General features: G+C 57.0%; 15 protein-coding genes. 7 read left to right on the top strand and 8 right to left on the bottom strand.

Annotated features, from left to right (window positions below; translation table 11 throughout):
- Positions 1-50: 50 nt before the first annotated feature.
- Positions 51-254 (top strand): cold-shock protein, encoded by a 204-nt coding sequence (locus JQ558_RS34060; protein WP_212215054.1) that lies wholly within the window; start codon positions 51-53, stop codon positions 252-254.
- A 391-nt stretch (positions 255-645) separates the two neighbouring features.
- Entirely contained in the window at positions 646-1,812 is a 1,167-nt protein-coding gene (locus tag JQ558_RS34055) for a sensor histidine kinase (protein ID WP_212215031.1), read from the top strand.
- Between the two features lie 84 nt (positions 1,813-1,896).
- Here the strand turns inward: JQ558_RS34055 and JQ558_RS34050 are convergent, their stop codons facing one another.
- The gene (locus JQ558_RS34050; RefSeq protein WP_212215029.1) at positions 1,897-2,175 is read right to left on the bottom strand and encodes a hypothetical protein; all 279 of its coding nucleotides are present in this window, start codon (positions 2,173-2,175) and stop codon (positions 1,897-1,899) included.
- 887 nt (positions 2,176-3,062) lie between these two features.
- Between JQ558_RS34050 and JQ558_RS34045 the strand changes: the two genes are divergently transcribed.
- The gene (locus tag JQ558_RS34045) at positions 3,063-3,545 is read left to right on the top strand and encodes a hypothetical protein (RefSeq protein WP_212296456.1); all 483 of its coding nucleotides are present in this window, start codon (positions 3,063-3,065) and stop codon (positions 3,543-3,545) included.
- 522 nt (positions 3,546-4,067) lie between these two features.
- Here JQ558_RS34045 and JQ558_RS38005 read toward each other — a convergent pair.
- From JQ558_RS38005 to JQ558_RS34035, 3 genes are all read right to left on the bottom strand, one after another.
- Positions 4,068-4,202, bottom strand: coding sequence for a hypothetical protein (locus JQ558_RS38005; RefSeq protein ID WP_283814205.1), 135 nt, complete (start codon positions 4,200-4,202; stop codon positions 4,068-4,070).
- A gap of 221 nt (positions 4,203-4,423) precedes the next feature.
- On the bottom strand, positions 4,424-4,804 hold the full coding sequence (locus JQ558_RS34040; RefSeq protein WP_212215025.1) for a hypothetical protein: 381 nt from the start codon (positions 4,802-4,804) through the stop codon (positions 4,424-4,426).
- 283 nt (positions 4,805-5,087) lie between these two features.
- A complete protein-coding gene (locus JQ558_RS34035) occupies positions 5,088-5,312 on the bottom strand; it encodes a hypothetical protein (protein ID WP_212215023.1) in 225 nt (74 codons plus the stop codon).
- A 1,633-nt stretch (positions 5,313-6,945) separates the two neighbouring features.
- Here JQ558_RS34035 and JQ558_RS38440 point away from each other — a divergent pair.
- The 3 genes from JQ558_RS38440 to JQ558_RS34020 all read left to right on the top strand — a co-directional run bounded on the left by JQ558_RS38440 (position 6,946) and on the right by JQ558_RS34020 (position 7,880).
- Entirely contained in the window at positions 6,946-7,080 is a 135-nt protein-coding gene (locus tag JQ558_RS38440) for a DUF2934 domain-containing protein (RefSeq protein ID WP_409363449.1), read from the top strand.
- A gap of 56 nt (positions 7,081-7,136) precedes the next feature.
- Positions 7,137-7,319 carry a hypothetical protein gene (locus JQ558_RS34025; protein WP_212215021.1) on the top strand — a complete coding sequence of 61 codons (183 nt, stop codon included), beginning with the start codon at positions 7,137-7,139 and terminating at the stop codon, positions 7,317-7,319.
- Positions 7,320-7,604: 285 nt separating this feature from the next.
- On the top strand, positions 7,605-7,880 hold the full coding sequence (locus JQ558_RS34020; RefSeq protein ID WP_409363448.1) for a septal ring lytic transglycosylase RlpA family protein: 276 nt from the start codon (positions 7,605-7,607) through the stop codon (positions 7,878-7,880).
- A gap of 5 nt (positions 7,881-7,885) precedes the next feature.
- On the opposite strand, the gene JQ558_RS34015 is transcribed toward JQ558_RS34020, so the two are convergent.
- From JQ558_RS34015 to JQ558_RS38435, 4 genes are all read right to left on the bottom strand, one after another.
- Positions 7,886-8,665, bottom strand: coding sequence for a transglutaminase family protein (locus JQ558_RS34015; RefSeq protein WP_212215019.1), 780 nt, complete (start codon positions 8,663-8,665; stop codon positions 7,886-7,888).
- A gap of 856 nt (positions 8,666-9,521) precedes the next feature.
- The gene (locus JQ558_RS34010; RefSeq protein WP_249119759.1) at positions 9,522-9,944 is read right to left on the bottom strand and encodes a hypothetical protein; all 423 of its coding nucleotides are present in this window, start codon (positions 9,942-9,944) and stop codon (positions 9,522-9,524) included.
- 588 nt (positions 9,945-10,532) lie between these two features.
- On the bottom strand, positions 10,533-10,724 hold the full coding sequence (locus JQ558_RS34005) for a hypothetical protein (protein WP_212296455.1): 192 nt from the start codon (positions 10,722-10,724) through the stop codon (positions 10,533-10,535).
- Positions 10,725-10,892: 168 nt separating this feature from the next.
- A complete protein-coding gene (locus JQ558_RS38435) occupies positions 10,893-11,384 on the bottom strand; it encodes a septal ring lytic transglycosylase RlpA family protein (RefSeq protein ID WP_212215047.1) in 492 nt (163 codons plus the stop codon).
- 485 nt (positions 11,385-11,869) lie between these two features.
- Between JQ558_RS38435 and JQ558_RS33995 the strand changes: the two genes are divergently transcribed.
- A partial coding sequence (locus tag JQ558_RS33995) for an IS1182 family transposase (protein ID WP_212296454.1) occupies positions 11,870-13,291 on the top strand: 1,422 nt, incomplete at its 3' end.

Below are 13,291 nucleotides of genomic sequence, written 5' to 3'. Positions count from 1 at the left end.
GCTGCGCCCCATTTAGGATCGCGCCGGGGGCGATACACTGGAGAACGAACGTGGCGATAGGTACTGTGAAATGGTTCAATCCGTCCAAGGGCTTTGGTTTCATCCAACCCGACAATGGCGGAAAGGACGTGTTCGTACATATTTCGGCGGTGGAGAAGGCTGGCTTAAGCAGCCTCAATGAAGGTACGAAGGTGAGCTATGAGGTCGTGGCAAACCGCGGCAAGGAGTCGGCTGAAAACCTACGGGTAGGGTAGTGTGGCCGGCGAGCGCCAGCAGGACACCGAGGCAACAGATTGCCAGCGAGTTCTCGAACTGGCTGTTGTGCAGCGTGCGCCTGGCGGATGCCCCTCGCTTGGGCTTTGCGATCGCCGCCGGAGAGCGGAATGTTGTTGTGCGCGGCGACATGGCCATTTAACCCCGCTCCCGATGGGTCTACGAATGACCCCAGCCGTTGTAGCGTAGATTGTGCGTCCCCCTAGACGGAGTGATAACTAAGCGGCCGAGTGGCAGACGCTGGCTACCAAAGGCAAAAAAAAATCCCCAGCGTCTGCACAAGCGTGGCACGCGTCTGTATTCTATTTCTCGGGATAACGACGGCGATCAACGATCGGGGGCACTTTTTGGGAAACAGAATGTTAGAAGCTGATGGAAGAACGTCCATGCGAGGCAAGCGAAGATGGCGTGCTGGATAAGCTCCGGCGGCATGTTCGCATTCTGGTCGATATTGGGCGACTGGCGGGTGAGAACGCCGATTTAAATCGCTTCCTGGAACAGACCGTCGTCCAGATTGCCCGGGCGGTGGAGATCCACCATGTAAAGGTTCTGCAATATCGTCCGAGCACGTCAGATCTCCTCCTAGCCGCCGGTGTCGGATGGAAGGAAGGCGCTGTACGCTCTTCCACCTTCACCATCGATCTGCGTTCTGCGCCCGGGCGGGCATTTCAGACGGCTGAGCCAGTCAGCATCAGGGATTTCCGCGACCAAGACGAGTACATTGCGTCGGATTTCCTGAAGGAGCACGGAATCGTCTCGGTGACGAACGTGCCGGTACTGATAGATGGCGCGGCCTGGGGTGTGTTGGAGGTCGACAGTACCACGCCAAGGAACTTCACTGAGGATACGACGGATTTTCTGACTGCTGCTGCAGCCCTTATAGCGACGAAGATTCGCGGCAGAGAACGGCCGGAAGAAGCACGCCTAATGGTTGCCGCCGCCGAGGCCCAAAAGCGAGAGGTCTTACTTAGGGAAATGCAGCATCGGGTAAAGAATAACTTTCAACTCGTTCTGTCCTCCATTTCCATTCAGAAACGTAGGTACGCAGAGGAGGGGGCCCACCGCGCGCTGGATCACGTTGCGAGCCGCATCCATGCGATCTCTCTCGCTCATGATCAGCTTTCGTTTCGGGACGAAGGCCAAAACGTCCGGCTCTCCAATTATTTGCGCGCTCTTTGCGGAGCGATCCGTCAGCAGGTCGACGGTGTTGAGGTTGAGGTCGAATGCGACGAGCTCGAACTAAGTATTGATCGCGCCTTGCCGGTTGGCCTCATTTTAAATGAGACTGCGATGAACAGTATCAAGCATGCATTCGGCCCGGAGGGCGGAAGGATAAGCGTGCGCCTGGTAGGAGGCATCGGCTATGGTGAGGCCCGTTTGACGGTATCCGACAACGGCCGCGGCATCCAGAATTTTAACGAAAACGGATCTGGCCTCAAATTGATTGCCTCGCTTGCACGTCAGATCGGCGGCGCAGTTGATCAGGAAAGCAGCGATAGGGGGACGACAACCTCGCTCACGTTTCCATTGATGACGTGATATTCAAGCATCGTTCGCAACGCGATCACGCGATGCCACATGTCCGTAAAGATGCAAGTGTCGCTGATCGGATAAGTGCCGACTTCATCGCTTAATACTTAGTTCAACCATTTCATTCGAGAACTTGCGGAACATTGCGATCCGCTCTTTTGTGAGCTCTTCAATGACGCGGAGTAACTGAAAGGGCGACCTAATCGACGCAAGCCTCGGTCCGAATTCAAGCGCAAATTGCATGTTGGCTTGTGCCATTTCCAACAGCTTTGCTTGAAAAGCCCGCACTGTTACCGTGGCTGAAGAAAAATCAAAACCTTTCTTTAATTCCGTTTCGCTCATGATGTGTTTGACGGAGTCCTGCAGTGCCATCGCCGGACTCTCAAGCTTGCTGCGTTCGCGACGTGACGAATTCCGGAGCCGGCGTTCGTTTGGAGCAGCTAAACGTCATGACGAAACGCGAGCGCGGCGATCTAATTTATGGGGTCGTCGCGAGTGCGCTCGTATTTGTGTTCATGATCATCATGATTTTCTCGCGATGATGGTTTCGCTTGTCGGAGTTTACGCAACGGCGCGCCGGCCCAGTGTCGCTTGGTCTGGCGAGACGCTGACTTCGTCGGCGTCGCGTTCGGGACCTTACCTTTGGGATCCAAAGCAGTTGCCGGTGGAATTCGATCTGTCGTTCGATAATTTTCGGACGGTTCGCCGCCATGGCGCCGTATGCCTGGTCGCTGAATAGCGAATACTAACCCAACGTAACCCCATCGCCTCGCTAGGTCTTGGAACCGGGGCCACCGGCTAAACGTTGTCATAGCTAGAATTCCAAGCTGCGCAATTACGCAGCAGGCGGAGTAAGACGCATGGATACCACCACACTTCTCATCATTGTACTTCTTGTTCTGCTGCTTGGCGGCGGCGGCTGGTACGGCCGAGGACGCTGGTACTAAACGTTAGCTCGATCTGTTGTCGATCTCTCAGCGGGACCAAGACGACTACATGATCCCCGATGAGTGAAGGATCGCTGCATCGATCAGCGACGGCTTTGAGCACCCGACGGCAAGCGGGAACGCGCCGGTTCCGGTTGCAGTCGGCTAAAGGTCGAAAAGCCGAGATTAGCTAAATTCGTCAACTTCTTGTTCACCAATAATTGCCAACCTGATCGTCGCCTTACCGGGCTTGTAATTGCGTAATCGAAAAGCCGCCCCCGATCGTCCCGGAGGCGGCTTTTTTGTTTTCATCCGGGGCGCGCGAGACCGCACGTGAGTTTTCAGATCACGGTTTTGAAGGTGTTGGCCGGTCAAGTTGATGGGCGAGCAACTCTCGCCGAACTCACGCGACAGGTTTCTATTCTCATTTCCAGTGGCCCCGATTGGACCGATCGAACCAAACGGCTAGCTGCGCTTACGCCCGGCCTAAGCATCTTCGGTTCGCATTTTGTGACTGTCGATGGTGGCGGTTGGCAGATTACCGACGCGGGCCGGGCGTTTCTATTGTCACTCGAAACTCCAGCCTCGGCGATGTCCGAAAAGCCCTGCATTACTGCGGACGTTGTGCGGGCATCCGTTACAGCACACCTCGAACCGATGCCCGAGGCTTCGCCGCCGCCGTATGAAGGTCAACAAGTGCCCGAAGTTGCTGCACCACAGCCCATCTCTCAGCGATCCACGATGATGCGCCTGATCGGCATCAAGAGACGAGTCAAATCCTCACCTAATGCGGGACGAAAGCGGCGGTCACGTTAGCCGCCCCACGATGGCTCCCTTGCAAGCGTGACGGTTAACGTTCCGTCCGCATGTAGGAGCCCTTCTCAGAATAAAGATTCAATGGCGGATCATCGGCCAGGATGCGGGCAACTTGTGTCTTCTCGGGTCTCGTTTGCTGCGGACTCCAGAAGCCCCACACTTTCGAAACCTTCGGGGCCGCCGCCGCGAGATGGCTCGGTGCAGCAGTCAGTAAGATCAGTCGCGTGACCAAGACTGCACATGCGGCAGCGCAGGTCGACCATCGGACAGATTGCGCCAGATCAATGTGGCGAACGATCTTGTCGATAGCCGTGATAATCGACCGAGCGATACGGAGGGGTGCTGTTGAGGTTCCTACCAGAGGCCCCGGTACCCTCAGCCACGCGCGCATTTACGAGCTCTAACGGCACCGCGTTATCAGATCGGGCCGCCAACCCCGCGCGGCCTGGCACGGTTCCGTCCCAACCCTAGCCCACTACCGAGACGGGACCGTGCACGCAGCGGCGCCCACTGATCTGACCCTCAAACGCCAAACGAGTGCCTGATTTGTCGCAGCATCGACATGGTGCCGTCGGTGTACTTGCCATTGCAAACGTACTGATCTAGGTGCGATGCACCAAGCACCAGCAAAACTGCAATCACGAAGCCCTCGAACATAGTGGGCCTCCTATGGAGACCGGCAACCGGGCAGGTCGGGTTAAACTAGGAATTCGCTATCGCTCGAGCGACCTATCTGCAATGGCGCTAGGCTGACATCAATTCGTAGCAAAACCTTAAAGGGCGAGACGGCCCTTTGTGTCATAGAACCTGACGTATGCCGCCCTTCATCGACATCACTTCATGCCGCCGATCGAAACACGCGAGATGGTCGGTCGCCGCTAAATCGATCGTGGCGCCACAGAAACGGCGAGCCCGTCCGCTAGTCGATTGCGTCGGCAACGGCGGCTGGCTTGATGCATGGCGTATTTCCAAGCCGTCCAGGCGCGTTGGCGCCGGTACTCGATGAAGTCACCTTCGGTGCATCGCGGGAAATAGGCTTTCCAGGCAGATTCGAAGCCGGCCCGCGCCTCGTTGAAACTTGACCCATAGCCGCTACGGGAACGACCGCGATGTGATGCCGGGTAGAAGCCGGCGTCCCATCTCCATTGCTTGGCCTTGACCGGCAGCCCTGACTGGACCGCGATCGCGCCGACCTGAACGTCACCATAAAAGATGTGCCAGCAGTCGGAGCGTTCGAGGGCGGCGGTGAGCTCGAGCATGACCCATTGGAGCGCGCACGTAGCGGCTAGGCAAACGACCCCAGCGCTAGGGTTCGTAACTGCCGCGGCATACTCGGGATTGCGCTGTATCTTCAGCCGGAGCTGGACAAGCCGAACTGCTTTGCTCGTTTTCTGTACCGCCGTTGCAATCGAGCATAGACAGCTTGGCGTGTTCGATTCAGTTCAACAGCTATCTCGGCGGCTTCCTTTCCGGCATCGAGGAGCTCATCAAGCTTCTGCTCCCCTTCGGAGGTCCAACGCCGTCTCGCTGGACTCGGAGCTGTCATTTCTTTGCCTTGGGCGGGGCTTTTGTGGGCGGTGGCGCTGCAGCCTCGCGCTCCAGCCGCTCGGCCTTGAGACGCTCGCGGTTTTTTGAGAACGCCTTTTGCGCCATCTCGTGCTCTGTCATTGCCTTTTCGGCGTCGACCTGTCGGAATGCCTTACGCGCTTCGCGCTCCGCTTTGCTGATCGGCTTCTGTGGTTCAACTGCGGCCGGTGTCTTCGTCATTTCTTAGCCTTCAGCCCCATTTGTTGCCCTTTTACGCTACAGAATCGAGCAGGTTTGGCAGCGGCGGCATCTGGGCGCGTAGTCAGGTTGTGGATCAGGATTATTCGCGGCTTGTCTGTTCCGGACAACTACCAGACCAAGGGAGTCAATGGTCACTAAAACAGCTCCCGCGATCATGAGCCAATGCGGCAAGTCGATCGACAACAGCAGGTCCATTTAAGTATCCTTCGCTCCGCTGGATGGCGTCTCGCGGATCGGCCTAGGTGAATGTTTCGACGGTTTGCCAATCAAGATAGGTGTATGGGCTGGACCAAGCATAGACGTCGGTCTGGCAAAACTCACATTTGAAGCGGCCGCTCGCTCCTTGAGTCTGAGGCCTTTGAGTGGTCTGATAGCCTGCGCCGCACTGCGGGCAAACGAATATGACGATAATCGGAGGACGCATTCATAGTCTCCCATGGCGCGATTTGACTACCGCTTCGAAGATAATTGAGCGGCTCCGGGGCAGCTTCTCGATGGCCGCAGTAGACGCAGTAAATTGTACGCTTTCGCGACCACAGTGCCTTACGCTCGTTAGCCACCATCGGCCACTCGCCGCACTTTTGGGCACGCCATCAATAGATCCTCAGGCTTCACCCTCTGTCCTCCCGAATTACCAACGAAAGGCGGAACGAGTCGTTCCTGCCGAGTTACCCCGGCCGAGCGTTCTTCGGACCTCGAAATTATCCAGGCAGTGGCCACGGCGGCGCGCCGCGCTCGCCGGTCCCGTCGCGCTATTGCTCAGCAGTCCAAGCGCCATGGTGGCGCCAGTCATCGAAATGGGCGGGGAGTGCGCGTCGGCAGGTAATCGGTCCATGCGGCTTCGCAGGCTTTTGCGAGCCGCGGCGTAGTTTTCGGCCGTATAGCCATCGTGCTTGATCTCATGCAGCCAATTTTTGGAAGAGGGGACCTTGGTTGCGCGCGTCGGGATGCAGGGTTCGGACGACGATCTTCGCATCACCCTCTATCAGTATGGCTTGAGGTGGATTGCGCCCGGGCTCGGCGTTTTCTAATTGCAGAGACCGATCGTGTCATAGCCACGGCTACTGAAAGTGAAGACCTGCCGCTGTCTCGCAATTCAAGCAGCCGGCGATCATTCCTCCGTCCAAGGCCTGTTATTATTTCTAACCATCGCAAGTTCTAAGGCGTCTTGCAATTGACAGGCTGAGGCGCGGTTGCCGCCCTTGAGGGGCGGGCCCGCCAGTCTGCCGTTACGAGAATGCCTTGCTCGGACTCTTCAGCCAGCTTGTGGAGCAAGCGCGCTTTGTCCTGGTCGGGTTCGATGAGCGCTAAGCGACGGTATTTTACGGCTTTGGGATTACTCATGGGCAATTCCTCACGCAACAAAACAACGATCGGAAGATAGGAAGCGCGCCGACAAAATGGAGTCCTTCTAGGTGAGGAACCTGAACCATTTCCGGCCCGGGCCGTCTTATTGGACGGAGGTTGGCCATGGATTAGCTTGAGGACCCCCGCGACCTGGAGCGCAAGATTGAACAAGCGAGCCGTATAGCCTCTCGGGTAACAGACCAGACGACCTATCAGCGGCTTACCGCTTGAGTCGATCAACTAAGACAGAAACTGCAAAAACACCTTGCTGCCAGGCGATCTAAGGAAGAGATTAGAGCGCGCGCTCACGAACTATGGGAGGCACGGCCGCCCGGTTGGCCGGGACGAGGAGTTCTGGCTGCAGGCAGAGTCGGAGCGCGGGAAATCTCAAGACGAGTAGATCTGGGTGCGCCTTACGCCCTGACCGGGGCGATTTGCGCACAAGAGGAGGTCGCGATGTCAGTTCCCAAAAAGCCTCTGAAGTCCGGCGATTTTCCGGTCAATGCCGACGGCAAAAAGATCAAGAAGCAAGACGGCGTTCCGATTGCAGACACCGATGATCCGGCTGTAGCTGACGACATTGCCGAACGTCTTAACGACGACGAAGCCAGGCGCGAAGAAGATAGGTGGTCGGCGTGACATCAAAGGCGCCGATTCACGGGCTTTTACGGAAGAGGCCGCCAACCGAGCCGGCCTTACTTCGGGCGCGGAGGATGCGGCTGCCTTGGCGGGACGGCAATCCGGGGCACGAACGCGAAGCGCGTTGGCTCCGACAATCTCGATGGTTCCGGCGGTCTGTTCAGCCTCAGAAGCCATGAGGCGAGATACGCATAGCGCCGCCTAAGCGATTGCGGGAACGTTTCCTCAGGTCTGGGAGAGGTTCGTCCATCCCCCGATCATGCGCGCTTCAAAGTTGCTAAACGGTTGAGACCGACAAATGAGGCGGCCGACGGCGCACACCGGACCCTGCCTTTCGGCACGGTGCTGAAGGTCCAGAGCGGCGGCCGGTCGATCCAGGTCACGGTGACCGACCGCTGCCCGTTCACCGGCGCGTTTCTTGATATATCACCGGCAGCCGCAAACGCGCTTGGCTGCCGCTGTACTCATCGCAACGTGACCGCGACTGTCATGCAAATGGGATCGGGTGAGACCGGCGTCGCCAGCCGAAGCCGTCAACGCGGACCAAAGAGCGTGGCTTAGCCTGTTCATGGCGTCCTCGAAATATTAATCGTTTGACGAATTACCTGACATTGTTTGTCGGAGGTCAGGAATGCGATGTCGGATGCGTCACGGCCGCTTCCTATCCGCACAATGCCTTCGATCGGTGCAAGCCGTGTGGGATCGATAAGCCACCAGCTATCCTCGATGTAAACTTCGAAGATGGCGTGAAAGTCCGGCGGATCCAGTTCAAGTGCATAGGCGCTGACGGCTCGGGCGGGAATTCCCAACGCCCTGGTCAATGTGATCCCTAGGTGGGTGAAATCGCGGCAGACTCCAGCCCGATCAACAAACGTCTGTTCGGCGGTGGTCTGGGCATCGCTCGCGCCGGCGACATAATCGACGTGGCGATGGATCCATTCTAGGATCGCCATGATCCGAGCAACGCCGTCGCCAGCACTCGAGAACTCTCGTTGCGCAAATCGCATGAACTTGTCGGATGGACAAAAGCGGCTTGGTAACAGGAACGGCAGCACCTCACTCGGAAGCTCGGACCACACGTGTTGTAAACCGGATTGAGGAAGCAACCGTCGGAGATGGTTTTCAACCAAGGCCACGTATCGGATAGTTACGTCGCCGGAAAGGGATGCCCGAATACTTCGTTCTCCATAGGAAGTAGTGTCGGAAAGAAACCTGGCCGGCGGCTGGATGTCCAGCGATTCCGATAGAATGATTTGATCGCCTGTTCGCGAGGCTTCCAGATTCGCGATGACCTGCGTATCAGCGACGAAATTGTAGACAAGTTCGGCCTCGATTGAGAGCTTCATAGAATCCTCAATATCAGAAAGGGAAGTCGTTCACGACAAGACTTGCGCCGGAAACCATGGTCGCTTGGCTTCGTGATGTCGAGTTAGAAATAGAGACAGACAGGGGTCTCAGCAGCAAGGGAGTCGGACTTACGTAATGTCACCGTCGCACCGTCCAGACGTTCGAGGCAGGTTCTCTCAGCGCCTAATGGAGGGAGGCTAGATCGACGGGCGGCTTTGCTGCGGGTTGCGCCGTCAATTTGGCGCCTCCCCAGGACGCGACATGACAATGCCGCAGGCTTTGCCAACGGTGGAAACAAAGAACTTGCAAAAGCGGAACCCCCGCCGGTCTGGGAAGACGGCGGGGGTCATGCAGGAAAGATGGTACGAGGCTAAAGCTCGGAGTCTCTAGGTGTCGCGCCAAGGACCCGCAGATGGATCGAAGCGCGGATGCTAAGTTTCAGCAAGGCGATTTGGTGAGCAAGCCGCACAGTATTTCAGCGTTGATGTGTTGGAACAAAAGATCCGTAAAGCTTCGCGTTCGATTGCAACGAAGCAGTTGCCGATCTGCTGGTGGGGATGGACAAAGCCTCTCCGAATTGGCGGAGCTGACGGCTCGTTCTTAACATCCGATGAGAATGGCAGGTTCATACCGACCTCGTTGCTTCCGGCTTCGGTCCTATGGAAACATACACGGCGTTGGAGCGCGTTAATTTTGTAGTGAAGCTGGTGGCACCGCGGTCCGGAATATTTCCCGTTCAAGGCCTCTCCATTGAGACTGGTGGGCGAACCATTACTGGCGTTCGACCGGATCCGTCACATCCGTCGAACTGATCGAAACTAAAAATCTGCAGCATCAACCGCCTCACCTGCATTGTTACCTCGCATTCGCAAGCGAAAGGCTGCTTCTTGTGACGACAGCATCCCATTGACGGTCTTCCGCGGCAGGATAATTGATCAAGACGCAGTTCATGTATTCGTTGGCCCGGTTGCAGCGGTTATACCAGGTCCGCCCATTTCGAATGCTGGACACTTTGTACTGGATACCGGCAGGCGGCCGCCTCTTCGCAAGAAAAGTGGCAGGTGAGTCATTCTCAGGATTGGGAACGGACTGCACGGTCAGATCTGCCCGGTGGTCCTTTGTAAAGAAGCGCCGTCCAGTACTGCCATCCGGCGGGCCCGCGTCCTCTGTGAAAATAGTCACCGGAATATCTACTTTCGCTCCGGTTTCGAGAATGATGTACTTTCGCCATTCGGTGGTGTCCGCAAGGACCGCCGCCGGAAGGAGGGTGACAACCAAGGAAACGAGCAGCTGGTGCGGGGAGAGAGGTCACGAATCGTGATTCCAGGTCGACGCGAATCGCGACGAGGTCGATCCATGGTGGGCCGTCTGAAGAGTGACCAAGGTAGGCTTGCCGTCGTGCACCCAAAACGCCGGCTCAAGCTACTAAGAAAACGACCGCCCGAAGGCGGTCGTGGGAGTGCGTTGATCGGTCAGCAGTATGGCTGCCGCCTACCGGGGAAAAATAGGTTCGGGATCAAACTTTCTCGTCCGATCGACGATAGCAGTTGTCCAAGACTAGTTGCCTACAAATTAAATTTCAATTCTGAAATGGAACAGTTATTTTGATGAAGTTGCTCTTGCTACTCGCGCCAGGCGTTCTGGTCGATCGGCGTCTCGAACGGGTCCTCAAGTCACATGGTCGCCACCAAATCGACCAAAGGATCGCCTTGGACGAAGGTGCGAATATTGCACCGATCGCAGAGATCAAGCCGACCTCCGGCCGTGTCGCAAAATCGGCCCGTGTCGAGTGGGCCGTAAACCTCGGACGTCATGAAGCTTTCGTCTGCTTGCCGGCCTTAGCTATTCTGCTGTTCAAGACAACGACTACCAACTTGTCTGTTCGGTAGTATGCAACATTGGGTGCGGTCGGCCGTCGAGTTCGTCCATGCCAATGCCCGCTTTACCACTGAAGAGCGGACATCGACCGACGATGACGGGGGATGTCCGTTTATAAGCAATCCAGAGATTGTGTAATTGTGCATAGGCCGCGATCACCGCGGCCTGATTCCAGCGCATTTTTGTTTCCGCTGCTGGCACTTTTGAGACATGCCCGCCTATCCTGAGAATGTCCGTTCACCGGGGAGTCGCCGTGGTCCGGCCAAGCCAAGGCGAATGACAGGAGGACATCGGCCTGTAGCGCGATCCATTTTCTTGCTGCGAGACTTTCCGCTTAGCAGACACAAGCTAAAGTACCTCAGCGCAAACCTGGGCCACGCCGCGATCCGTAATTCCTAAACTGCGCGCAGCGCCGAGCGAAAGGTCGAGGACGCGGCCGCGTACCCAAGGTCCCCGGTCGTTGATACGAACCACTACGGACTTGCTGCTCGCAAGATCAGTTACACGAACTCTAGTACCGAACGGTAGTTTGCGGTGGGCAGCGGTCAGTGAATGCCGAATGAACGGGGCACCGCTCGCTGTTTTTCCTGTCGGATATGAATAGTAAGAGGCTTTTCCAGAAAAAACCCGGTTTGAAGGTCGAGGGGCTGAGCGCTCTTCCGGACGACGAGCCGTCTCCACCCCGGTCGGGGGTTGCTCTAGCGGAGGATTTTGTCTGGTCTTGTCGTGTGTCTCGGGTGCCGGTTCTGCGTGCGCTTTTGGAATGATAGACCATCGATCAATGAAGGTCTGTGCTGAAGCAGAATCTACATCTATGCACAACCAAGCCGGGACTGTCATAATCGCGACTATTCCCAAAATCAGGCGCATGGACGGCCTCCCAAACAAATAGAAACAAATGTAATAACGCAAGCTGTTGAGGCTCTGTTCCTGTTATGCAGGAATGAAGGGATATATACCGATGCTTCCAACTCCTACAGTTTGGTGTTTTAGGCGCACCGCAGCAACAAACGCCTATTTCCGAGGGTATTGCTTAAGTGAGAGTTTGTTGTTCCTGATCCACGTCGATGGAAGCGAGATTTAGATCAACCACGACTAGGCGCGACACCTAAGATCCCTCCATCAATTAGGCATTGCTCCCGGCCTTACTGCACGCGCGCTTATCTGTTGGCGCTTTTCGGACCTGGCGCCCCTCGTCGGCGATGTCCGATGATCGAGTAAGAGCAGAAGTCACGGCAGGCTTTCAAGGTGACGCGACTGACCCTGGCTGTGTGAAAACGCCGCTGCTTTGCTATTATTCTCTCGTGATTCTGCGGGGGAAGCTGATGCGGCGCTTCGTTGAGCAGGCGGATCGTGGGCAGTGGACGCTATTGCCCGAATGCCTTGATGATTTCATTGACGAGAGCAACCCCGTTCGCGTGATCGACGTGTTTGTCGATACGCTCGATTTGGCTGAGATGAGCTTTGAGGGAGTGGAACCAGCGGCGACTGGTCGGCCATCGTACCACCCCTCGGTTCTCCTCAAGCTTTACATCTACGGCTATCTGAACCGGGTGCAGTCGAGCCGGCGGCTCGAACGCGAGGCCGGGCGCAATGTCGAAGTCATGTGGCTGCTGGGTCGGCTCGCACCTGATCACAAGACGATTGCGGACTTCCGCCAAGACAATGGCCTGGCGCTGCGCAGGGTATGTGCGCGCTTCGTCGAACTCTGCCGAGAGATGGGTCTCCTCGCGACGGCGAGCGTTGCCATCGATGGCAGCAAGTTCAAGGCCGTGAACAATCGGGACAAGAACTTCACGCGGGCGAAGGTGGAACGGCGGCGTGCCCAGCTGGAGGAGAGCGTCGCGCGCTATCTGAGCCAACTTGACACGGCCGACCGGCAGGAGCCGACGGAGGCACTGGCCGCGAAGGTGACGAGGCTTACCGAGAAACTGACGAAGCTGAAGGAGGAAATGGGCAAGCTTGCCGTTTACGAGAAGCAGATGCTCGCTTCGCCCGACCAGCAAATCTCACTGACCGATCCGGATAGCCGTTCGATGGCGACGAGCGGGCGTGGGTCCGGCGTCGTCGGCTACAACGTGCAGGTCGCCGTGGATACCGAGCATCATCTGATTGTGACGCATGAGGTAACGAACAGCGGCTCAGATCGGGCTCAACTGGCCAATATGGCCAGGCAGGCCAAGGCTGTTCTCGAGACCGAGACGCTCGAGGCCGTTGCCGATCGCGGCTACTTCAGCAGCCTGGAGATCCTCGCGTGTCACGAGGCCGGCATCACGGTAACTCTGCCCAAGCCGCAGACGTCGGGTGCCAAGTCAGATGGCCGCTTCGGCAAGCAGGACTTTGTCTATTTGCCAGATGAGGACGCCTATCGCTGTCCAGCCGGGGAACAACTGCCTTATCGCTTTACGAGCGAGGAGGACGGCAAGCGGCTACGGCGCTACTGGACCACAGCCTGTCAGGAATGTTCGCTTAAATCGCAGTGCACGACAGGGCCAGAGCGGCGGATTCCACGATGGGAGCATGAGCATCTACTCGAAGCTGTGCAGCAGCGCCTTGATGCAAACCCACAAGCCATGCGCCTGCGTCGCGAGACGGTCGAGCATCCGTTCGGCACGATGAAAGCCCGCATGGGAGCGACACATTTCCTCACCAAAACGCTTCCAAAAGTAGCCGCCGAGATGGCACTCTCGGTCCTCGCCTATAACCTGACACGGGTCATGAACATCGTCGGGACCAAGCCGCTGATG

Origin of the sequence: Bradyrhizobium sp. AUGA SZCCT0160, assembly GCF_018130105.1 — a bacterium.
GTDB lineage: Bacteria > Pseudomonadota > Alphaproteobacteria > Rhizobiales > Xanthobacteraceae > Bradyrhizobium.
This window is presented reverse-complemented; position numbering and strand designations above follow the sequence as displayed.

Excerpts from the sequence above, each read along its gene's own strand:
- JQ558_RS34055 (WP_212215031.1), top strand. The coding sequence starts at position 646 with ATGGAAGAACGTCCATGCGAGGCAAGCGAAGATGGCGTGCTGGATAAG.
- JQ558_RS34050 (WP_212215029.1), bottom strand. The coding sequence starts at position 2,175 with ATGGCACTGCAGGACTCCGTCAAACACATCATGAGCGAAACGGAATTA.
- JQ558_RS38005 (WP_283814205.1), bottom strand. The coding sequence starts at position 4,202 with ATGTTCGAGGGCTTCGTGATTGCAGTTTTGCTGGTGCTTGGTGCATCG.
- JQ558_RS34040 (WP_212215025.1), bottom strand. The coding sequence starts at position 4,804 with ATGCTCGAGCTCACCGCCGCCCTCGAACGCTCCGACTGCTGGCACATC.
- JQ558_RS34035 (WP_212215023.1), bottom strand. The coding sequence starts at position 5,312 with ATGACGAAGACACCGGCCGCAGTTGAACCACAGAAGCCGATCAGCAAA.
- JQ558_RS34025 (WP_212215021.1), top strand. The coding sequence starts at position 7,137 with ATGTCAGTTCCCAAAAAGCCTCTGAAGTCCGGCGATTTTCCGGTCAAT.
- JQ558_RS34015 (WP_212215019.1), bottom strand. The coding sequence starts at position 8,665 with ATGAAGCTCTCAATCGAGGCCGAACTTGTCTACAATTTCGTCGCTGAT.
- JQ558_RS34005 (WP_212296455.1), bottom strand. The coding sequence starts at position 10,724 with ATGCGCTGGAATCAGGCCGCGGTGATCGCGGCCTATGCACAATTACAC.
- JQ558_RS38435 (WP_212215047.1), bottom strand. The coding sequence starts at position 11,384 with ATGACAGTCCCGGCTTGGTTGTGCATAGATGTAGATTCTGCTTCAGCA.